This window comes from Candidatus Thiothrix phosphatis (assembly GCF_035668035.1).
In the GTDB taxonomy this organism is placed as follows: Bacteria; Pseudomonadota; Gammaproteobacteria; order Thiotrichales; family Thiotrichaceae; genus Thiothrix; species Thiothrix phosphatis.
Genome location: NZ_JAYMYJ010000004.1, coordinates 12500 through 32479, shown reverse-complemented (window position 1 = coordinate 32479; position 19980 = coordinate 12500). Strand labels below are relative to the sequence as shown.

Below are 19980 nucleotides of genomic sequence, written 5' to 3'. Positions count from 1 at the left end.
GCAGGTGGGCAAAGGCTGCATCGATCAGGAAGTATTCCTGTTCAGCGCCGCAGCTTGAGTTCAATGGGGCGATTTCTTTTTCACCCATCAAGGTCAACACTTTGGTGGCGGCTTCGTTCATGGCTTTGTTGGAGCGCATCAATGGAACTTTTTTGTCCAGCGCTTCGCCAGTCCAGGAAACGAATACGGATGGGATGCAGAGTGTGGCGCCATTGGGCTTGTCGACAATGAAGGCCGGGCTGGTTGGGTCCCAGTAGGTGTAGCCGCGAGCCGCGTTGGTTTGGCGGATACCGCCATTAGGGAAGGAGGAACCATCCGGTTCGCCTTTCACCAGCAAGTTGCCGCTGAATTCGGTGATGGCTTTGCCGCTGGAGTCGGTGACGATAAAGCTGTCATGTTTTTCGGCAGATGCGCCCGTCAGCGGGTAAAAGACATGGGCGAAGTAGTTGGCACCCCTGGAAATGGCCCAGGCTTTCATGGCAGCGGCCACATCATTGGCGACAGATGGGTCTAGCGGGGCTCCGGTTTCCATGGTTTTCTTCATGGCCTTGAAGGCGCTTTTCGACAGCGTATTTTCCATTTTGGCCAGATTGAAGACATCCGAAGCCCAAATGTCAACCAGTGCATCCGGTTTCTTCACCGGCACAGGTTCGTGGTGAAGGATATCGAAAACCGCTTGTGCACGGGCGTTTGTCATACTCATGTGTCGCTCCTAAAAAGTGATTGGGGCATTTTTCTGATGCCGAGTTCGATCCCTAAGGAGTAAGCAATAAATATGCCAGCCTTTTTTAGTGCGATTTTGCTGAAATTATCGTGTTTGTCTGAACCCATGTGACCCATGGGTGTGCTTTCTTGAGCGTGGGGCGCACTTTTACAGTGCTTTCTCGTATAAAAATTTGACTGTCCCAAGATTGTAGATTGAGGCGCAAGCTTGCTTGAAATTGGCGAGGGCCGATTCTGTTGGCAGGTCTTTCAAGATAACCTCAAGGTCAATCTTGCCTTTAATATAGTGTAAGTTAATTTGATCAATTAGGTGCCATAAGCTTTGGGTGTCGGGCCGGCCCTGTAGTTGCTGGATCAGCTCTGCCCTGGAAGGCAAGTGCCGTGATGGGTGGATGGTTTCGTCGTTTTCCGGGTCAATGTGGATGATAATGTCCCGCATGTCGGGAAAACGCTGATGCAGGCGGTACATCACCTGGTCACTGATGAAATGCCCTTCGGAAACGCTGATGCGCCCGTTCACCTGTAGATGGACATCAGCCAGCACGCGCCCGCCCATGCGCCGGGTGCGCAGCAGATGGATATTGTCTACGCCTTCCATGCGGGCAATGGCGTCATGGATTTCCTGCACCTCTTCATCGGCCAGCCCGGTGTCCACCAACTCACTGGTGCTTTCCAGGATCAGTTGGCCCGCCATATACAGGATCATGGCCGCAACCGCCATCGCCGCCAGCGGGTCAAGCCATGGAAAGCCGAATTGCGCGCCCGCAATCCCCAGCAATACGATGACGGAAGAAATGGCGTCCGAGCGGTGGTGCCAGGCATTCGCCTTGAGCATAGGGGAGTTCAGGCGAGTGGCCGTATGCATGGTGTAACGGTAAAGCGCTTCCTTGCCAATAATGGCGGCGGCGGCAAAGGCAATGGCAACCGGTTTGGGGGTGGGCAAGGGCGTATCGGAAAACAGCCGCCCCCATCCTTGCAGGAAAATGCCGACGGCCACCCCGGCCAGCATCAGCCCGAGGACGACGGTTGCCAGGGTTTCAATGCGCCCATGCCCGTAGGGGTGGTTGTGGTCGGCTTCGCGGTGCGCCAGATGTGTGGCCGCCAGCACCACAAAATCACTGGCGAGGTCTGACAGCGAGTGGAAGCCGTCAGCAATCAGCGCCTGTGAATGGGTGAGAAACCCGCCGATGATCTGGGCAATGGACAGGACGGTGTTCAGGAATGCGCCAACCACCGTCACCCGGCGAGTGGCAGCCTGCCGTTCCTCCCGGCTGATGTCAGGGGCGTTTGGCGGGGCGTCAGCCTGAAGGTGGTGATGCCCGCCCATTAAGCTTTCCCTGTGCGCACAACAATGATGTGCTCGCGGCCTTCGCTGCGGGTTTCCACCACCGTATGCCCGTGGATACGCGCCCAGGCAGGAATGTCATGCAAGGCTCCGGGGTCGGTGCAAATGGCTGTCACCGTGGCTCCATCCGGCAGGTTTTCGACGGCTTCCTGCACACGGATCACGGGTAATGGGCACAGCAGGCGGCGGGCGTCCAGCGTAATGTTGGCAGGCGCTTCGTGCGTTTCTGCGATTCGGTGCAACAATTTGTCGCGGAATTCTGCCGGGTCTTTTTGCAAGATCATGTCTCCGTCACGCGGGTTCAGTTTGGCGTCCAGCCGTGACAGCCAGAAGCGCAGGGCGGCGGCGCGCAAGACGGCCTGCCAGTGTCGTTGCTCGACCGGCTCCCATGGGCGCGCGCACTGGTATGCCTTGAGGCATGCTTGTGCACAGGCGGAATCCAGTGCTCCATCCGGCAGGCAGCACCAGTCGTTGACGACGATGGCCAGATCGTACAGCCAACTGTCGTTACAGGCAAAATACAGATCGATGACGCCGCTGGCCTGATTATGCTGGAACATGGCGTTGTCGCGGAACAAATCAGCATGGATGACGCCTGTGGGCAGTTGCGCAAACGGGATAGTTTGCTGATAGGCCATTTCTGCTTGCAGCAAGTTTGCGTCAGGGGAGCGGGGGGAAAGTTGCTTCAGCAGTTTGTCCGCCATTTGTATGCGCCATTCATGCCCGCGATCCGGCGCACGATGGAGGGGGAAGCTGCGCCCGCTCAAGTGCATCTGCGCCAGCAACGCGCCGATGGCCGCGCATTGCGCTGGGGTGGGCGTTTCCACATGTTCGCCGGGCAAGCGCGCAACCAGTGCGGCGGGTTTGCCGTTGAGTGCGGCCAGCATATGGCCATTATGCAGGTGTTGCGGACAAGCGACGGGAATTCCCTGCCCAGACCAGTGCTGCATCAAGGCAAGGAAATATTCGAGTTCGTCAGGCGTGTGGTGTTCGAACAGGGTGAGGATGAATTCCCCACCCGTGGTTGTCACAAAATAATTGGTGTTTTCGACGCCTGCTGTAATGCCTGTAAAACCCGCCAGCGTCCCGACAGGGTACTGGAGCAGGAAAGTTTGCAGCTCGCTGGCGTTGACAGGCGTGTAAACCGACATCGCCTACCAGGAGAACAGTTTCCAGCTTGGAATCAGCATGTCATTGTTCTGGTGGGCGTTTTGGCTTTTTCCCTGGGAATTGCTGGAGCCTACCAGGTTGTAGCCGTCATCGCTGCCTGTCGGCACAAAGCGGATTTCACTGCGCATGGCCTGCACCCGCTCTTCTTCGATGGCACCCTGGCTGCCTTCTACACGGATGGATTCGACCTTCAACTTGCTGCCCGGTGCGGCGGCGGGGTCGCTATCGTCAGCCCAACTATTGATGGCAGTCATGGCGGCTGTCAGCCCCATAGCCAGAAAGATAATCTTTGTCATTGTTATAACTCCATGAATTTGGAGCGCTCTTCTGCGGATGGCCCCGAGATTGCGCGTTCGTAGTACTGGAAAATATGCCCGACAATGGCGTCTGTCTCATCCAGCATGACAAACAGATCCATATCGTCCTCTGAGATTGTACCCTGTTTTATCAGCGTATTCCTGAACCATTCGACCAAGCCCTCCCAGAATGGCGAATGCACCAGAATGATCGGAATGCGGCGGGTTTTGGCGGTTTGCACCAAGGTTAGGATTTCAGCCAGTTCATCCAGCGTGCCAAAGCCGCCGGGCATGACGACATAGGCCGATGCGTGCTTGACGAACATGACTTTACGGGAAAAGAAATGCCGGAAGAACAGCGAAATGTCCTGATAGGCATTGGCGCTTTGTTCGTGAGGCAATTGAATATTGAGGCCGATGCTGGGGGATTTGCCCTTTTGCGCCCCCTTGTTGGCGGCTTCCATCAGCCCAGGGCCGCCGCCGCTGACAACTGCAAACCCGGCGTTTGACAGTTTGTGGGCAATGTCTTCGGTCAATTGGTAGAGCGGGTCGTCAGATTTGGTGCGGGAGGAGCCGAAAATGCTCACTGATGGACGCAGATGGGCAAGCCGCTCAAAGCCATCCACAAATTCGCCCATGATCTGGAAGATTTTCCAGCTTTCTCGGGTTAGTTCTTCATCGCTGATAGGCAGTAAGACCGGGTGGTGAGCGCGGGTTTTATCATCCATGGTGGTTTCCTGGGTTATTATTATCGTTCGTGTCAGGCGCTTTAGCCGGTTGCTTCCGCCGGTGTCTTCGCCCGGATGGTCAGGGCGTGAAGTTGGCCTGCGGTAATGGCTTCGTTCAACGCGGCGTAAACCAGTTGGTGGCGTTTGAGCGTGTTCAATCCTTCAAAGGCTGCGCTGACAACATCGGCTTCATATTTGTAGCCATCGCCGCTGATGTTGACCTGCGCATCCGGAATGTGTTGCTGGATGATGGTCGCCACCGCTGCATTGCTGATACTCATGGGCTGCTCCGGTTGGTTCAAAGCCTTGCATTATACTATGCGTCTGCCGACAACGCTTGTTTCCGGGCGTATAATGGTTACATTTACGATTGTGACGGACTTAAAGCCATGCTCCATGTGAATGCCCAATTGTTGGAACAGGTCAAGGACACTTGCCAGGAGTTCTGCGCGGCCCTGACCGATGATGAAATTTCCAAGTTTATCCGCTACACCCGCATCCGTGAGCTGGGGGCGCAGGAGGTTGTGGCTGACATCGGTGAGATCAGCGACCGTTTCTATCTGGTGATTGGCGGGGCGGTCAAATTATTGCAAGTGGATGGCGAGCGGGAATTTGAAGTTGGCTTCATTGAGCCGGGCAGTCTGGTAGGTGAGATGTCGTTTTTTGACCGGCAACCCCGGACGGTGAGATTACGGGCGCGGCGTAGCGGCGTGCGGTTGTTGGAAATCAACCGTCAGATGTACAACCGCATTCGCATCGAAGAACCGTATATTGCAACCAACCTGCTGGAATTCGTTGTCCGTAGCCTTGATTTCCTGATCCGTCACCTGAGCGACCAGAACGGCAAGCTGCATAAGCAGGTTACAGATATGGGCTACCGCTAATTCAGGCAAGGTGTTGGTTTTATCAGGAAATGCCTGCCTTCCTGGAGGGGAGGGGTTAATAATGTCGGCGTATTCAACGAATATGCTGAGACAATGAATAATCCCAACCATTTCGATATTTCGGCGGAACTGTCACAGGCCATTTGGCGCTTCAACTTTCGGCCTGATTCCTATATTCACTCCAGCTGGCTGGACACCATGCCGGAGGGGAAAGTGTTGCAGAAGCTGTTTGCGCAGCCCCGGGGCGAGGGTCATCTGGTGCAGCATATGATGCAGCGTTTGGGCTTGCAGAACAGCGTTTTTTTTGATTTCAGCAAACCCTTGTCACGGTTGGCGCTATGGCGTGGACAGGAGCTTGAACAATTGGTCTTGTGTATGGGGGCGGTGTTTCATTTCAAAATTTTGCGGCGGATTGTGACCCGTGAAGATATTGCCCGTATACAGAATGTGTTGGGGGACGATTTGTACCGCTTTCTGCAGCAGCGTGCTCCGATGGTGAACCATAATGTGACGGCGGAAATCAGTTTTCCGACTCACATGGGGCTGAAAAAGCGCTTCATACTGGCGGGAATGCTATGCCTGCGGGCAGCTTTCGCCGGGTACCCGCCTGCCTTTTGGAAGCGGGTGATCTACAAACTGGAGCGTGAGTGGTATGTGTTGTGGAAGCGCCATGCCGGACGTGGGCGTGAGCTGGATGCGTTGGCTTCCGAATGTGCGGTTTTGGTGCAGAAAGTGGCGATTGAAATCAAAATGGGGGTTAATAGCGATGGCAAAATTCTTTTCAATTAAGCCGGTCGAGTCGCAAATCCGCGCAGGCCAGCGCGTGCTGAAAGCAGCTGATTATGAACAACTGGTGGATTACGAGCACCTGTTGTCTGATCTGGAACAGCATCATCGGCGGAGGGAGGAAGTCGCTTCGGTGGCGCTGGGCAAGTCGATCAAGCGAGGCTTGGAAGAAGGGAGAGAGCGCGCCAATCAGGAAGCAGCGGAAAAAATGACGTTGTTTACGGGGAGGGTCAATGACTCCCTGATGATGTTGGAAGGGGAGCTGGTGGACGTGGTGACGAATGCAATCCGCAAGGTCATTGCTGGGATTGATCTGGAAGAGCGTGTTCGGCAAGCAGTGCGGGGAGGGCTGGAGTTAGTGCGCGGCAGCCACAAATTGGTTATCCGAGTACATCCCAATATGCAGTCGGCCATTTCTGAGCAGTTGGACAACATCCCTCACCGTTTTACCAGCTTGGAGGTCGTGGGCGATGATCAGGTGGCGGAAGACGGCTGTATTCTCGAATCTGACCTTGGCATTGTGAATGCGGGCTTGGAGCAGCAGGTACAGGTTATTGAGCAGGTTCTTCGGACGAGTTTTTTACGTCCTGGAGGTTGATGATCTCTTTCAGCTTTTCCAGCTTTAGGTTGGCCTCGCTGGACTTTTGCTGGGCAAGTTGAACTTGTGATTCGGCAGTTTGCAATCCCTTGTAGGTGGCGGCCAGTTCGGCTTGCAGGTGTTCTTCCTGCAAGCGCAGTTGTTCCAGGGTTTTCTGGTAATCAAATAATGCTTGTGGGGCAAATGGCTGGTTTTTCAGGTTGGCAAATAGGGTTTCCTGATGTTGTAGCCGCCACTGGGCGAATTCGGCCAGTTCCCGCTCCTTGCTCCGTATTAACAGTTCTTGCGCGGCCAAAATACGGCGCTGTTCCTGTAGCTCAATAAAACGTTGTTCCATACGGCGGGAGCGGATTCGCTTAAGTTGTTCCAGGCTCATGCTGCTTATCCTGCCAGTTGTGTCAGCCAGTTGACCGTAGTGTCAAAGGCGGAATATTCGTGGGAGGGCTGCTTGAGAAAACGCTGGATTTCATCCATCTTGCGGATGGCCTCATCAGCCAGGGGGTCAGAGCCATGTTTGTACTCGCCGACCCGCAATAGGAACTCGATTTCCTTGTATTTGGCCAGCAGGTTGCGCAAATGGGAGGCTGCTGCGCGGTGTTGCTGGCTGACCAGTTGCGGCATGATACGGCTAAGGCTGGCGAGGATGTCCACCGCCGGATAGTGGTTGGCTGCCGCCAAGTCGCGCGACAGCATGATGTGGCCATCCAGTAGCGAGCGCACTTCGTCTGCGATCGGGTCGCTCATGTCATCGCCTTCCACCAAGACAGTGTAGAAAGCAGTGATCGAGCCCTGGCTGGAATTGCCCGCACGCTCCACCAGTTTGGGCAATTCTGAGAAGACAGATGGCGGGAAACCGCGTCTGGCAGGAGTTTCCCCGGCCGCCAGACCAATTTCACGTTGGGCGCGGGCGAAGCGGGTGAGCGAGTCCATCAGCAACAATACATTGTTGCCCTTGTCGCGGAAATATTCGGCGACAGAGGTGGCGACGTAGGCGGCTTTGAGGCGTTCAATTGCTGGGCGATCAGAAGTTGCCACCACCAGGATGGTTTTTTTCATGCCAGCTTCACCGAGCGATTCCTCGATGAATTCACGGACTTCACGCCCGCGTTCGCCAATCAGCGCCACAACGTAAACATCTACGTCAGCGTGTGTGACCAGCATGCTCAACAGCGAGCTTTTGCCGACACCTGCCCCAGCGAAGACGCCGATACGTTGGCCAATTCCGCAGGTGATTAAGGCGTCCAGTGAGCGGATGCCCAACGACAAAGGGGTGTCGACCCGGTTGCGCGCCAATGGGTCGGGAGGCGAGGCGTAGATAGGATAATGTTCTTCAGGTTCCGGAGGTGCCAGTCCCCGACTGTCCAGCACCCTGCCGATGCCGTCCAGCACACAGCCGCGCAGCCCTTCGCCCACGCCGACTTCCAGAACCTTGCCGGTTGTAATGACTTGTGTGTGGGCGGAGACGCCCTGCATATCGCCGATAGGGGCTAATAGGGCAATATTTTGTTCAAAGCCGATAACTTCCGCCGGTATTTCGCGGCTATCGCCACTGTTCCTGAGAATGCAGAGTTCCCCCAGCTTGACCCGTGGGACGATAGCCCGGACGACGGTTCCCGTGACTTGCACGATGCGGCCATGCAGCAGCAGCGGTTGGCAATTCAGCAGTGAGGCGCGCATTTTGTCGGTGACATGGCTGAGAGGTGTGCGGAGGCTCATGTCAAACGCACCTCGCCAACTGGATTAAGGGAAACATTCGGCGTGAGTTCCTGCACTGAGATGACTGGCAAGTCGGGGAAGTTGATTTCAATATGCCGCCGGATATGCCGCCGCAAATCCACGTTGGTCAGGATGACAGGGCGGACTTTGTCTTTGGCGTGCTCCGCTTCCAGCTCGCGCAAGGTATTGGTGAAACGGTCGGCGGCGGCGGGGTCAAGCGAGAAGAACACCCCGTTAGGTGTCTGGCGCATATTGTTTTGCAACAGTTTTTCTGTTTCTGGAGGAAACATGTAGACGGGCAGGACGCCCGTTCCATTGGTAAAGGAATAGGACAATTGACGTTTCAGGCCGATGCGCACCCGTTCGGCCAGCATGCCATTGTCTTTCTCAGCTTCACCAAATTCCACCAATGTGCCCAGTATTTGCCGCAAATCACGGATAGAGACGCCCTCATTCAGCAGGCGGCGGAAAACATCCGACACTTTGGAGGCGTTGGCGGCGCGCTGCACTTCCCGCACCAGTTCCAGGTAGCCAGCCTGCTCCAGTTTGCTGTAAAGGGTGTGAAGTTCCTGGATGCCAATGAATTCGGCGGCTTGTTTGCGCAACACATAGGCAAGATGGAGGCTAATTAGCCGGATATTATCCGGTGTTTCCCGCGGGTTAGCGACCAGCTCGGCTCTGGTTTTGTCTTCCGCAGGCTTGGGCGCTTCAGGGTCGGGCAACGCTGGTTTGAGTTTCCCATGGGCAACTGGGACGCCGCGAATGGCGATTTGGTAGGCGTCAGGCTCCAGTCGGGAGGACAAACGTAAGCTAATGCCAGGCAGTGGAACACCCATATCCTGATAGAATTCGCGGCGAATGCGCATAAAGTCCTGATTTAGGGTTTCTACAGAAAACAGGGTTCTGGCTTGTTCAGGCAATTCGACCAAAACGGGTGATAGGGGTGACATATCTTCCAGCGCCAGCTTGGTGTCGGTCGCCGCAGTCAATTGGGGTGATTTGCCCGCATCTTCCTGCCCGATAACGGTGGTGACTTCGGCGTCAGCGAATTCCAATTGGGTTTGTACTTTGCGCAAAGTCATGCCAGTGATGCCCATCAGTGCGCCCAGGAATAGGAAAACAGCTGTTGGAAAGCCAGGAACCAGCCCCATTGCACCCACAATGCCAGCTGCTGCCAGAAGCGCACTGGGTTGGCCCAACATTTGTCCGCCAATGTCGGCGCCAAGATTATTGTCATTTTCTGCCCGCACACGGGTCACAATAATGCCTGCCGTGATGGAAATAAACAGTGCGGGTATTTGGGAAACCAAACCATCACCGATAGTCAGGATGGAATAGAGTTGCAGTGCGTCGCCCATCGCCATGCCACGTTGCATCGTGCCGATTGCCAGGCCCCCGAGGATATTGACCAAAATAATGATCATGCCTGCGATGGCGTCACCTTTGATAAATTTCATGGCACCATCAAGCGCGCCGTATAGCTGGCTTTCCTTTTCCAAATTTTCACGGCGATGGCGGGCTTCCGCCATGGTGATGACGCCCGCCCGCAGGTCACTGTCAATACTCATCTGTTTGCCAGGCATCGCGTCTAGGGAGAAGCGCGCACTGACTTCTGCAATACGTTCAGAGCCTTTGGTGATGACAATGAACTGGACGATCGTGATGATCAGGAAGACAACCAAACCGACAATCAGGTTGCCGCCCACCACAAATTCCCCGAAGGTCTGGATGATATGACCGGCATCCGCCTCCAACAGGATCAGCCGGGTGGTGGCGATGGCAAGCGACAGCCGGAACAGGGTGGTCAGCAGTAAAATGGATGGGAAGGAAGAAATCGCCAATGGGTGGGAAATGTAAATGCCCAGCATCATTAGCAGGATGGCGATGCTCATGTTCAAACCGATCAATATGTCGATCACCAGGGTCGGCATTGGCAGGATCATCATCGCGATGATGGCCACCAGTAACAATGCTAACGCCACATCGCTGCGCCGCGTCAGTGCGCTGAGAAAATCTTGTGATCGGGTGGATTGCATGGAAAAGCCACTCCTGAGTTTTGATGGTGCTATGCAGGCCGGTTAATGGGCGTGATGTATAATGTCCGGTCTTTGACGGCGATGATTCTGGCGCTTGAACCTGCGGCGCAGTCAACACCTGCCAATTGCCAGTCTTGGTTATCTAAACGGATGCCGCCAAAGCCATCCACGATCGGTTGTTCCAGCGTGATGACTTGGCCAATGAACTGTTTGCCAGGGTATTCGGTAAAAACTCTTGTGAGTTCACTCCAAAAGTCGGTTAGTAAAGGCGCACATAACACAGCGAGCAATATCAGGAAAAATTGCCAACGCCATAGGCTGTCGGGGCTTAACAGCATCAATAAGCCGGTTACGCCAGCGCCTATACCCAGCCATTTTTCCCACCCCGCCATAAAACGGTTCTGATACTGTTTAACAAAGCCGTTTTTGTTTTTTATATTTTGGGTGGTGCGAAAAACGGTGTAATGCGCCTGTGCCCGCAAGTTGATTTGCCTTAACCCGTTCCACCAGTCTTGCATCCGCTGGATGAATGTCTTGTTATGATTGTCTTGTTCCATAGTGCGTCCATTATAGGTAGAAGTGTTCTGCAGGTAAGGCTTGCCCATCGTAAAATTCGGCGCGCTTATCCTGGTTTGGCGCTATTTTTTGGTATTAGTTTGGCGCAGTAATTGCGCTATCTTGCTAATGGTGGTTTCCGGAATATATTGGTCAATTTTACCTTTGTCAGCCAATTCCTGTGCAAGTGCAGGATCGCTGGCTAAAGGCACGTTTTCGGCGGTGGCGATTTCCACCATTTTTCGCGCCATATTGCCTTTACCGATAGCAACGATGATTGGCAATGGCATGACGCCTTGTTCATATTGCAGGGCGATAGCCATGCCCATGTCAAGAATGAGCAGGCGGGCGGTGCGGATACGCTTCTGAATGTCTTGTTCAGCCAATTCGCGGCGGATGCCTTGACGGGCACCACGAACATGGGGGTCGCCAAAAATATCTTTCATTTCCTGCTTGACCTCTTCCTTGGTCATACGTTGGTCTTTGGTGAACTGTTGGCGCTGGAACAGGAAGTCCAGGACGGCCATGAACAGCAGCAGTGGCAGGATATACAGGATAAGCTGGCGGGTCAGGTGTTCAACAACGCTTTTTTGGCATTCCACATTGCATTGTTCAAGGGCATGCACCAATTCGCTGATGCCGGTGCGCACCACTATCAGCAAGACGGCGGCCACAATCAGGGTTTTGAGCAGGGAAATCAGCGTGGTTACAAACTGTTTTGCGGAAAACATCCGTTTGAAGCCGCTGGAAGGGCTGATCTTTTCTGGACGGGGAATTATCGGGTCGAGTGAAAATAAAAAGCCAAACTGAATGATATGGCCCAGGATGCCAGCAACTACTGTCATGAATGCAAAGGGTAGGGCAATGGTCATCAGGGATTTTTCCAGCATGAGCTTGAGGCCGATTCCCAGCGCCTGGGGGAAACTTAGGGCATATAATTGCGGTATGGCGTAAAACATTTCCTTGAACTGTTCCACTATCCAATTCCAGGCCAGGAAAAAATACAGCACAGTGAACAGCATAATCAGTGCGGAGGGGACATCTTTACTTTGCGCCACCTGACCCTTTTCGCGGGCTTTTTCCAGTTTGCGCGAGGTCGGCTGTTCGGTTTTTTCCTGGGAGCTGTCGCCACTCATCGTAACAAGGCGTCCAGGATTTTTAGGTTATCGCCCATGCTGAAAAAGCCATCCTTGAGATATTTTGCGATCAGTTCGATATACAGCGCCAGCACGAAAAAAGTGAGGCCGCTTTTGATTGGCATGGTAATCAGGAAAACGTTCAGCTGTGGAAGGAAGCGCCCGACCAAGCCGGTGCCGAAATCAATCAGGAACATGATGCCTATCAATGGCCCTGCCAACAGGAGGCTGGTGTAGAGGAGCAAATCCAGTTGCTGGAGGAAGAATGAGGCAACCTCCAGGTTGATCTGTGGAAAGAACTGGTCAATTGGCCAAGTCTGATAGCTGAGGAACAAGGTTTTCAACAGCACCAGAAATCCGCCTGACACCAGCAACAGGGTGGTCAGAAACATGTTGAACAGATTACCCAGCGGAGACACCATGTCAGCGGTCATTTGGGAAAAGAACAGGCTGCTCATAACGCCGCGCTGCATGTCTATCAAGAAACCTGCGGCCTTGACGGCCCAGAATGGAATGCTCAGGGTATAGCCAAGCAATAAGCCCAACACCCCTTCCTTGACCATAATGCCGAGCATGCTGAGGGTGTCTGGCTTAATGTTAAGAAACTGTTCATGCGTCAATGGCAGGACGAACATCGATAATATAAGAATGATGCCGTTACGTAAGGTGCTGGGAAGAACCGGCTCGGTCAGGACAGGCAATAGTGCAAATGTGACCAATACCCTTGGGGCGGTGAACGCCCATGCCAACAGCCAGCTCTGGATGGTTGGTAGATCCATTAGTAGTGCTTTATCAGGGGGATCTGGTCAAAGGCATTTTGCATGAAGGAGATCAGTTCCGGCCCCATCCAGCGCACTGTCGCAGCAATGGCGAACATGATTGCGATCAGTTTGAAGCCATGTGGAAGTGTTTGTTCCTGAATGGAGGTCAGCGCTTGCAGCAAGCCAACGACCAAGCCAACCACTGTCGCAGCCAGAATGGAAGGCATTGACAGGTACAGGATGAGTTGCATGGCCAGTGAGGTGTTATGGATGATTTCAGTTTCGTTCATGGCGTCAATAACTCAGGATCAGACCGTGGATGAGGCGCGACCATCCATCTACCAGGACGAATAGCAGCAGTTTGAATGGCAGCGAGATCACCATTGGCGACAGCATGATCATGCCCATGGAAATTAAGAGGTTGGAGATAATAAGGTCAATGACCACAAAGGGCAGATAAAGCAGAAAACCGACCTGAAACGCTGTGGTCAGTTCACTGACCATGAAAGCGGGTGTTAATACCAGTAGGTGATCAGTGGTAATTTCCTTTGCATATTTTTCCGGCCATATTTTTTGCGTGGTTTGAACAAAGAACTGCCTTTCAGTTTCGCTGGAATGTTTGGTGAGAAATTGTTGCAATGGTTTTGTGCTATTTTGCAGGGCTTCTGGCAGCAAAGGATTGCGGATATCCTCAATGGAAATGCCGTGGGTATTGAATATTTCGTAGGTTTCCATGGCGACCGGAGCCATGATGTAAATGGATAGGATAATGGCGATTCCGCTAACCGCAATGTTAGGCGGTTCCTGCTGTAGGCCAAGTGCGCTGCGGATAATATGCATGACAATCGTCAACTTGACAAATGAGCTGACCATAATGGCGAGGAATGGTGCCAGCCCCAGTAAGGTAAGGGCTGCCAGTAATATGACTGGATTGGGGAAGCTGTCCATTTATTGGCTGGCCTTGGCTTTTTTGTTGAACAGGTTGAGGATGCGCACACCTACCCGTCCATTGATTTCAACCAATTCTCCTGTTCCAATCAAACGGTGCTGGGAACGTATCTGTACAATTTCGGGTAGACTTTTGCCTAGTTCCAGGATGTAACCGGGATGCAATTGCCGGACTTCATTAAATGAGAGGGTTTTTTCTCCTAGGTCAAAAGAAAGCTGTACGGGTATCTGGCTGATGTGTTCGATATTTTGTTTTTGTTCGTTATTACTCATGGGCATCCACTCGCTATTGACGGTCAGGTTTGATTGTTGTGTCCGGTTGAGCGTGGCCTCGCAATAATAGCCCGAATCCAGACGTAACCTGAGCAGACCATCCTCTACAAATCGGGTTTCCTCCAGAAGAATCAGGTCGGAAGGTTCTAACTGGTTGACCTCCTGCATGGAAAAAATGATACGGCTAATTTCTAATCGCAAAGGGGTGTGGTGTTCATCCCAATCCAGGTTGGTTTCCGATGGCCAGTGCCCGAGCCGTTCCTGCAGATAAGGGTAAAGCTGCGGATCCAGTAGCAATAATCCAAAGCCTGTAAATATGGGCGCATTATTTTTTTGGAGGACGGTTTGCATCCTGAAGCCAAGTGGCATGGCATATAGCGGACTGTGCGGTTCAGCGGAAGTGGATTGGATGCTAATTTTCAGTTCTAGCGCCTTTTCTGCCTCTTGCAAGAGAGGGGTGAGGGCATTTTCAATGATGCTGATGGCGAGGTTTTCGGGTAGCTCCCGTAATAAGCCGTGTGGGACAAATTGGCGTATTTGCTCTTCCATCGGCCAGCCAGAAAGCCACAAACCTGCTGTGGTGTTGCCAATTTCCAGGGTCAAACTGACGGGGCAAGCATGTTGGATGCTGAGGTCGCCTGGCTGTAGTTGGAAATGGAACAGTTGTTCATCATCCAGGGAAAAGCCGAATCCAGTTGTCTTGTTCAACAAGATATTGTTCAGGCGAGCCTCATAGGAGGCTTGAGCCGGTAGCTTGATTGGCGTGAAACGAATCTGCGGGTTTCCCATTATGATTGTTATCCTGAAATGTTGTCCATGCGGAACAACAAGGCAGTGGTTTACGGTTGAAAACTGGCGGTATCAGGGCGTAAGTCTGCGGTCACATTCAGTAGAGTGCAATCTTGTTTGGGTTGTGCGGTGGCAATATTAGACTGAGCGGTCAGCATCCCAGTCTTGCAGGCGTATTGTGTTCGGGGTGGCGTTGATGGCACCTAGATAGTAACCGTCAAATGTGCCTTCCGGGAGCCATGAGCTGCCTTGGAAGTGGACATTGACTGTGCCGATATTGGTGCTCCAGAAACGGTATGTGCCGTCTTCATTGCGCCCGATATAGACTGCGTTCCATCCTTGTGATGCTGATTGCTTGTCGCCGGGCAAGTCGAAGTAATAGACCGCCCCTGGTGTCAGGGTATCGCCTTTGGTTGGATCGAATAAAGCTGATTCACCGTTCAGGTTACTGACGCCGTTTACGTTGATTTCCCCGGCTTGCGCAGTGCGTACGGTGGTGATGAAGCCACCATCAAAGCCGGATGCATCGTGTTGGTCATACCAGGAAGACAGCAACAAGCGGCCTGCATGGCCATTGAAGTCGTCCACGCCAATGGTGTCCAGGGTTGCTTTCAGGTTTAACAGGCGCATTGGCGTTGCGCAGTCAAAGGCATAGTTTTGGCGATTGTCGAAAATATCGTTGATGGCGTCGGATGGAAGCACTGCATTGCCTGAGTTATCTGTTTCACGCATCAGTAAATAGCGATTGGAGCCGCGTTGCACTACCTCCCAAAAGTTATTCCGTTCCAATACCGTCTCGGTTGAGGTTTGGCCACCGCTGGTGGTGTAGGCACGGGTCTCCGGCTGCGTTAGTTCAGTGCCCTTGATATGCACTAGGTTTTCACTGAATTCCCAGCCGCTACCGATGGATGACACTGTGTCAAGCATGCTTTCACGGAAACGCAGGTCATACAGGTCAGCTGTTGTCAGCGTTTTGTGGAGTATTTCGTTGCCATCAGCGCCTTGGACAATCAGGGTGTCGCCTTCGTTCAGGCGTTGATCGGTGTTGGCCCCATTCAGGACGACAACATTTTTGGCCGCAATGGCTCCGCTGCCATCAGCGGCATAAAGCCCGTTCAGGAGTTGTTGCTCTGAGTCAGTCAATGCCACTGGCTCCGGCTCAGGAGTTTCCGGACTGGCGGGTGTTTGTGGGGTGTTATTGTCTAAGTTGTCCTGTTGTTGGCTAAACTGTTGCAACAGTTGCGAGATCAAGGGAAGAACTGCAAGCCCAACCAAACCGGTTGCGGGTGTGCCAACGTTGCTTTCCCTGCTGGATTGGGTGTCTCCTGCTGCGGTGTCGCTCAGGAGGGAGGGGGATGCTGTAAAGGTTTCCTGAGCGCTGGTAGGGATGGAGATATATGTTGGCATCCTGGATGCTCCCGAATTGCGAAACAATGGCTGTCGCCAAATCCTAAGTTACCTGTGCTGGCAAGGGTTGGGAGTACAAGGATAAAAGGACGATATTGTCGGATAACCAACATGGCGATGTCTGGATGTGATCCACTAAGGAGTGAATCTTCCGCGTTTATCATTCTGGTGCTGGATGTATGTGGGCAAATCGATAACCCTAGGGAGATGTCTTGTCTGCCCAGGAAGTGTGTGGCTATGTATAAAACAATTTTGGGGTATCGATGGGGGGCGCTACTGTTGTTGTTTGTAGTGTCTGCATCTATTGCCGCGCCCATTCCTTGGAAGGCGGAGAAGTATTCGCATTTTGCAGACCAGGAATCCTTGAGTGATTTGTTAAAGACGTTGGTTGCTCAACAAGATATTCCTATTGTAGTGAGCCCCAAGATTAAGGATGTCGTCAGTTTGCATGTACAGGAGCGGACGCCGGAGGACATCTTCAATGATATGGTTAAAAATTATGGGTTGATTTGGTATTACGACAAGGAGTCATTGTTCGTCTACAAGGAAGATGAGGTGCAGACAGGCTCTGTCAGCATGAAAAAAATGTCCCCACAGGAGTTTACCAATGCCCTGAAGCGTCTTCAGGTGTTGGATGACCGGTTCCAGTGGGAAATTTCCGAAGTCGACAACATCATTTATTTCACTGGGCCGGAACGTTTTATCAGTTCGGTGCTGGAGATGGCGAAGGTCATGGATACACAAGAGTTAAGCCGTCGCCAAATTTATCGCTGGAAAGACAAGAATGGCGTGGTGAATTTCAGTTCGGAAGATCCAGTAGGCGGCCTGGGAGCCGCTTGGGATGTCAAAACCGATGAGAAGTTTCCTGGATTTGATGTGGTTGATGTGGTTAATCACAAAAAACAGGCCGAATAAATGGCAGTCCAGCACACGTCTTTCATTCTAAAAGTATTAAACGGGTTCAATGCGGGCGCTGTTGTCAGGTTAAAAACAGGCAGCCTGGTTATTGGAAGCTCGATGAATAGCGACATTATTCTGCATGATGAGAATATTGCAGACCAACATGTCCAGTTGTTGATTACGCCAAGCAGCATCACACTTCAGCCATTGGCGCGTCCCGTATTTGTTGATGGGGCGGAAATGGCGGAGGAAAGTGTGGATTTGCTGGCGTTCCAGACAGTCAGGTTGGGTAAAGTTGAGTTTCAGGTGACTGACGCCAGAAAGGCAACCAGCAAATCCGTAACAGAAAGCACTGCAGTTTCCAGAGCCGCCGACCCTAAAAAGCAGGCGGCCGACAAAGCTGAATCACCTGCTGGGCAGAAAAAGATGAAGGCAATGCCTGTCAAGCCGCCAGCGAAGGCCGGTTGGAGTGGGCGGGTTTGGTTGATGCTTGGGCTGGGGCTGTTGCTGCTTGCCAACTTGATTTACTGGGCACCTCAGTTCAACCGTTTACTGGAGAGTTTTGGGATGTTGGCACCAGCAGAGAAGCGGGCTGCCACATTGATGGATGAGCTGGGACAGCGGGACTTCAAGCTGATAAATGAGACAGACGGCTCAGTCAGTGTGGAGGGCTATACGCATTCAGCAGAAGAACGCAATGAGCTGTTGAGCAGGATTCAAGGGGCGAACATCAATACTAGGCTGCGTATTTGGGCGCAGGATGAGATGGTGGATAACGCCAGTATGATTTGTCGTGCGATGGGGGAGCCAAAGGTTGTGATCAAGCCAGGCAAGGCTGGTGGGGAGTTGGTTGCAGAGGGCTTTGTCAGTAAAACGGCAGCCTGGGATCAGGTTCGTGCAAGTATCTTGAATGATGTGGGTGGCGTGCGCAGTGTGGCGGATGAAGCCCTGCAATCAATGGATAGTTATTTGGCGAGCTTTGTGCAGCTCATCGAGAAAAAAGGGCTTTCCAGCCGTATCCAGGCCACTACTGATGGAAAGAAAGTTATAGTCAATGGCGAACTTACCCAGCTGGAAATTGAAAAGTTAAAGGCCATGCGGGATGAGTTTCTTGATGTTCATAAAAATGGCCCGGCAATTGTCTTGGAAGTGACGGATGTACGTAACCGTATTAGGTTGGCCATTAGGAGCGTGAGCGTCGGTAAAGTGCCATTTCTGGTAGCCAAGGATGGAAAAAAATATATGGAAGGCTCGGCACTGGGTGAAAATTATTTCGTCAAATCCATCAAGCCTGATCATGTGGTGTTAACGAATAACGGGGTGGACATACCCTTCTATTATGGCATTGAGGAAAAAAATAATGGCAATGTTGTTCATTGAACAAAATCTTCAGGATGATACATCAGGAATATACAAAGCTGACCTTCTTGATAAGTTCAATCAAGCGGCATCGGAAGTGCGTTCTGAGCTAAATCAGGGTGTGACTCCTGTTGAGTATGAGCGATTGAATAAATTCTTGATGGCATTGGAAGCAAGTTGCGAGGTTGTTGAGCAGTTTTGGACGCAGGCTCATCAGTAGTGGGTTGTCCAGAAATTGCATGGAACGCAATGTGTAAATGGAAGTTTGGATTCTCTGCGTTTGATGTTTCTACATCGGGAATCCGTTTATTGTTTATTATCTATTTTTAATATTGAAGGAGAATTTCAAATGGATCTTACTTCAGCACTGTCCACTTCGGTCAGCAATGTTCAAAGTACGCTTCAGGCTGCCTCTGACGCAAACATGCAAATGACGCAGGCTAGCATCCAACATGACTCTGAAAGTTCCGAGCAAGCAGTTTCTCGGGGTGCATCCAGTGAAATCAAGAACATTGCCAATCAAATCTCTCAAAGTATGGCTAACGGTTAAGCAATTGGCTTAACGCTATTCATTTGACGAGTATTGTTCAAAATGGCGGCGTCATGATATTTCATGGCGCCGTTTTTGGGGAAAGAAATATGCAAGCGAGCGTAGAATTATTGCAATTAATGTCTCAGACGGGCTATATGGCTTGTTTCAAAGGGGATATCAAGCGTTCTCAACTGATTATGGAGGGCGTTGAAGCCATTGGCGTTGAGCAAATACCAATCAAAATGGGTGTGGCAATTGCCAAGGTATACGCAGGTGATTATGACTATGCCATTGATATTTTGCGCAATCAGATTTTGCAATTGGAACCTGAGCATATGAGTGCAAAATGCTTCTTGGGTATTGCCCTCTCTCAAAAAGGGGAAGTTGATGAGGCCAAAGCATTTTTTGAAGAAGTTATGAGGTTGGGCAATCAGGATGAACGCAGTATTGCTAGCGCATACCTGAATAGTTAGGAAGAAAACAATGGATATTGGCGCATTGGTTAATATGTCATCTTCTCTGGGGGCGGGAGGCTTACAACAGCTGCCAACTGCTTCCATGAGCGATGTTAAAAGATTTGATGATATTCTGAAGCATGGAACCTCGGAAGAAGTCAATCCTTCTAAGGTGGAAACACCCATTTTACAACTGAATAAGGCGGAGGGTTCAGAGTCGGTTGATTTTAAAACTCTGCTGATTAACAAGGCCGCAGATATCGATGCTGGTTATCATGACATGTTATCGCGTTTTGATAATATGCCGCGCTTCACAGATTATTTGGCTCAGAGCAATTCTTCGCAGAGTGATATGCGGACGTACCCTGCTGTCAGTGCAGATAAAGACTTTGCTCAGACACTTCAAGATAATGTTAAAAGTACGCGGGAAACGTTATCCGCATCTTCTGATTATCAACGTATGTTAACCCGGTGGGGTGCAAACATGCAGATGTGGGATTCCAAAATGCATATTGTCACTGCGGCGGTTAGTTTGGTTTCTCAAGGGTTTAAGACATTATTCCGTGCCGCCGGCTAGTATTGC

25 protein-coding genes are annotated in these 19980 nt (G+C 52.0%); 9 read left to right on the top strand and 16 right to left on the bottom strand.

The window, feature by feature from the left end:
- The 6 genes from VSS37_RS00450 to VSS37_RS00425 form a co-directional block, all read right to left on the bottom strand.
- A partial coding sequence (locus VSS37_RS00450) for a glutamine synthetase III domain-containing protein (protein ID WP_324692632.1) occupies positions 1-703 on the bottom strand: 703 nt, incomplete at its 3' end.
- 168 nt (positions 704-871) lie between these two features.
- The gene (locus VSS37_RS00445; protein ID WP_324692631.1) at positions 872-2050 is read right to left on the bottom strand and encodes a cation diffusion facilitator family transporter; all 1179 of its coding nucleotides are present in this window, start codon (positions 2048-2050) and stop codon (positions 872-874) included.
- The gene (locus tag VSS37_RS00440; RefSeq protein ID WP_324692630.1) at positions 2050-3219 is read right to left on the bottom strand and encodes a homoserine kinase; all 1170 of its coding nucleotides are present in this window, start codon (positions 3217-3219) and stop codon (positions 2050-2052) included. Before VSS37_RS00440 ends, VSS37_RS00445 begins: the two co-directional genes overlap by 1 nt.
- 3 nt (positions 3220-3222) lie before the next feature.
- On the bottom strand, positions 3223-3534 hold the full coding sequence (locus tag VSS37_RS00435; protein ID WP_324692629.1) for a hypothetical protein: 312 nt from the start codon (positions 3532-3534) through the stop codon (positions 3223-3225).
- A gap of 2 nt (positions 3535-3536) precedes the next feature.
- Entirely contained in the window at positions 3537-4262 is a 726-nt protein-coding gene (locus VSS37_RS00430) for an LOG family protein (RefSeq protein ID WP_324692628.1), read from the bottom strand.
- A 41-nt stretch (positions 4263-4303) separates the two neighbouring features.
- Positions 4304-4543, bottom strand: a complete 240-nt coding sequence (locus VSS37_RS00425; RefSeq protein ID WP_324692627.1) for a BolA family protein — start codon at positions 4541-4543, stop codon at positions 4304-4306.
- Between the two features lie 108 nt (positions 4544-4651).
- Between VSS37_RS00425 and VSS37_RS00420 the strand changes: the two genes are divergently transcribed.
- From VSS37_RS00420 to sctL, 3 genes are all read left to right on the top strand, one after another.
- Complete coding sequence (locus VSS37_RS00420) at positions 4652-5146, top strand: Crp/Fnr family transcriptional regulator (protein WP_324692626.1); 495 nt, start codon at positions 4652-4654, stop codon at positions 5144-5146.
- A gap of 93 nt (positions 5147-5239) precedes the next feature.
- Positions 5240-5935, top strand: coding sequence for a SctK family type III secretion system sorting platform protein (locus VSS37_RS00415; RefSeq protein ID WP_324692625.1), 696 nt, complete (start codon positions 5240-5242; stop codon positions 5933-5935).
- Entirely contained in the window at positions 5913-6530 is a 618-nt protein-coding gene (gene sctL / locus VSS37_RS00410) for a type III secretion system stator protein SctL (RefSeq protein WP_324692624.1), read from the top strand. The genes VSS37_RS00415 and sctL overlap by 23 nt, the downstream gene beginning before the upstream one ends.
- Here sctL and sctO read toward each other — a convergent pair.
- The 10 genes from sctO to VSS37_RS00360 all read right to left on the bottom strand — a co-directional run bounded on the left by sctO (position 6484) and on the right by VSS37_RS00360 (position 16151).
- Entirely contained in the window at positions 6484-6906 is a 423-nt protein-coding gene (sctO, locus tag VSS37_RS00405; RefSeq protein WP_324692623.1) for a type III secretion system stalk subunit SctO, read from the bottom strand. The two genes, sctL and sctO, sit on opposite strands and share 47 nt — an antisense overlap.
- Before the next feature lie 5 nt (positions 6907-6911).
- The gene (sctN, locus tag VSS37_RS00400; RefSeq protein ID WP_324692622.1) at positions 6912-8246 is read right to left on the bottom strand and encodes a type III secretion system ATPase SctN; all 1335 of its coding nucleotides are present in this window, start codon (positions 8244-8246) and stop codon (positions 6912-6914) included.
- The gene (locus VSS37_RS00395) at positions 8243-10282 is read right to left on the bottom strand and encodes an FHIPEP family type III secretion protein (RefSeq protein WP_324692621.1); all 2040 of its coding nucleotides are present in this window, start codon (positions 10280-10282) and stop codon (positions 8243-8245) included. The genes sctN and VSS37_RS00395 overlap by 4 nt, the downstream gene beginning before the upstream one ends.
- Positions 10283-10311: 29 nt before the next feature.
- Positions 10312-10839 carry an NfeD family protein gene (locus VSS37_RS00390; RefSeq protein ID WP_324692620.1) on the bottom strand — a complete coding sequence of 176 codons (528 nt, stop codon included), beginning with the start codon at positions 10837-10839 and terminating at the stop codon, positions 10312-10314.
- Between the two features lie 81 nt (positions 10840-10920).
- Positions 10921-11973, bottom strand: a complete 1053-nt coding sequence (locus tag VSS37_RS00385; protein WP_324692619.1) for an EscU/YscU/HrcU family type III secretion system export apparatus switch protein — start codon at positions 11971-11973, stop codon at positions 10921-10923.
- Positions 11970-12752: a type III secretion system export apparatus subunit SctT gene (gene sctT / locus VSS37_RS00380; RefSeq protein ID WP_324692618.1), complete on the bottom strand. Its 783-nt coding sequence runs from the start codon at positions 12750-12752 to the stop codon at positions 11970-11972. The genes VSS37_RS00385 and sctT overlap by 4 nt, the downstream gene beginning before the upstream one ends.
- Positions 12752-13024 (bottom strand): type III secretion system export apparatus subunit SctS, encoded by a 273-nt coding sequence (sctS, locus tag VSS37_RS00375; RefSeq protein ID WP_324692617.1) that lies wholly within the window; start codon positions 13022-13024, stop codon positions 12752-12754. The genes sctT and sctS overlap by 1 nt, the downstream gene beginning before the upstream one ends.
- 4 nt (positions 13025-13028) lie before the next feature.
- Entirely contained in the window at positions 13029-13682 is a 654-nt protein-coding gene (sctR, locus tag VSS37_RS00370; protein WP_324692616.1) for a type III secretion system export apparatus subunit SctR, read from the bottom strand.
- Positions 13683-14744 carry a type III secretion system cytoplasmic ring protein SctQ gene (gene sctQ / locus VSS37_RS00365; RefSeq protein WP_324692615.1) on the bottom strand — a complete coding sequence of 354 codons (1062 nt, stop codon included), beginning with the start codon at positions 14742-14744 and terminating at the stop codon, positions 13683-13685.
- 138 nt (positions 14745-14882) lie between these two features.
- Positions 14883-16151: a TGL-type protein-glutamine gamma-glutamyltransferase gene (locus VSS37_RS00360; protein WP_324692614.1), complete on the bottom strand. Its 1269-nt coding sequence runs from the start codon at positions 16149-16151 to the stop codon at positions 14883-14885.
- 237 nt (positions 16152-16388) lie between these two features.
- On the opposite strand from VSS37_RS00360, the gene VSS37_RS00355 reads away from it, so the two are divergent.
- The 6 genes from VSS37_RS00355 to VSS37_RS00330 all read left to right on the top strand — a co-directional run bounded on the left by VSS37_RS00355 (position 16389) and on the right by VSS37_RS00330 (position 19974).
- A complete protein-coding gene (locus tag VSS37_RS00355; protein WP_324692613.1) occupies positions 16389-17066 on the top strand; it encodes a hypothetical protein in 678 nt (225 codons plus the stop codon).
- Positions 17067-18431 carry a type III secretion system inner membrane ring subunit SctD gene (gene sctD / locus VSS37_RS00350; protein ID WP_324692612.1) on the top strand — a complete coding sequence of 455 codons (1365 nt, stop codon included), beginning with the start codon at positions 17067-17069 and terminating at the stop codon, positions 18429-18431.
- Positions 18412-18630, top strand: coding sequence for an EscE/YscE/SsaE family type III secretion system needle protein co-chaperone (locus tag VSS37_RS00345; RefSeq protein WP_324692611.1), 219 nt, complete (start codon positions 18412-18414; stop codon positions 18628-18630). The genes sctD and VSS37_RS00345 overlap by 20 nt, the downstream gene beginning before the upstream one ends.
- Positions 18631-18759: 129 nt before the next feature.
- The gene (locus VSS37_RS00340) at positions 18760-18960 is read left to right on the top strand and encodes a hypothetical protein (RefSeq protein ID WP_324692610.1); all 201 of its coding nucleotides are present in this window, start codon (positions 18760-18762) and stop codon (positions 18958-18960) included.
- A gap of 89 nt (positions 18961-19049) precedes the next feature.
- Positions 19050-19415, top strand: a complete 366-nt coding sequence (locus tag VSS37_RS00335; protein ID WP_324692609.1) for a tetratricopeptide repeat protein — start codon at positions 19050-19052, stop codon at positions 19413-19415.
- A 10-nt stretch (positions 19416-19425) separates the two neighbouring features.
- Positions 19426-19974, top strand: a complete 549-nt coding sequence (locus VSS37_RS00330) for a hypothetical protein (RefSeq protein WP_324692608.1) — start codon at positions 19426-19428, stop codon at positions 19972-19974.
- The last annotated feature ends 6 nt before the right edge of the window (positions 19975-19980 follow it).